This window comes from Gemmatimonadota bacterium, assembly GCA_026706345.1.
GTDB lineage: Bacteria > JAAXHH01 > JAAXHH01 > JAAXHH01 > JAAXHH01 > JAAXHH01.
Window position 1 is genome coordinate 1,919 of sequence record JAPOYX010000111.1, and the last position, 1,018, is coordinate 2,936.

The window sequence follows — 1,018 nt, forward strand, 5'->3', positions numbered from 1 at the left end:
GCTTTCCAGATGGCGGTGATTGCCCATGTACAGGACATTCGTACAGCCCAGGTCGGCGAGCCGGCTGCCGGCCAGGTATCCGCCATGGCGGTCGTCGCTGCCTACCGTGCAATAGGGCGCGTCGTCCACCACGCCGCCCCAGACGACGACCGGCGCCCTGCGCCCCGCCAGTTCGTTGAGCACGTCTTCCCGGTCCCCCTGCCCGAGAAAGATGATTCCATCGGCGCTCTTCGCCGCGAGGAGCTGCTGATAGGCGAATGCATCCGACGCATTGGGCGAACAGAGGATCACGTCCTTTTCGCGTACGGCCAGCGAATTGACGATGTCCGAGAGCAACTCGAACACGAACGGATCGGCCACACGCTGGCCGGGATACGATGGGAAATCCAATGCGATAGCTATCGTGTTGGTACGCTTGTCTCTCAGTTTTCGCGCGTTTTTGTTGACGACGTAGCCGCTATTGCGCGCCGCCTCGAGCACGATTGATTTCGTGGCTTCGTTAACAAGCGGACTGTTGCGCAACGCCCGGGATACCGTCGCCTTTGAGACGTTTGCAAGCTCGGCAATATGATCCATCGTTACTGCACTGGAAATATCGCGACCCCCGGACTTCGATTTAGGCGGTTTCCTGCCTGTCCTGGTCATGATGAAGTTTATTCGTCAGTCGTTTTTCCAAGCAATGCCACCCCGTCAGGTGGCGCAGCACACCTCGATTGCCGTTCGGGTTACTTCGTTTCGACGGGCGGCCATAGTCTACGGTCTTTGACGGCGACGTTGAAGCCGGGGGGAGACTCGAACCTCCAAATCCAGGATCGTAGATTCAGAACGCCTTCCAGAGTTTGCCGGTCGTCGATCTTAGTCGATATAGTTATATAACTAACTGAAATAAAAAGATTTTTCACCTCCGATCCGGCCTCCCACTGAAGGATGGGCAGCCGCACTGGTAGCCTTCGGTGCCCGGGACGAATCGACTCCACCCGGCAAGGCCGGCCGAATAACCTGCGGTGAGTGCCGGGAC

1 protein-coding gene is annotated in these 1,018 nt (G+C 58.2%); it reads right to left on the minus strand.

The genetic code is table 11. The features are described 5' to 3' along the window. Positions 1–576, minus strand: a 576-nt coding sequence (locus tag OXG98_07860; protein ID MCY3771918.1) for a LacI family DNA-binding transcriptional regulator, incomplete at its 3' end; no start/stop codon positions are given. Positions 577–1,018: the final 442 nt, after the last annotated feature.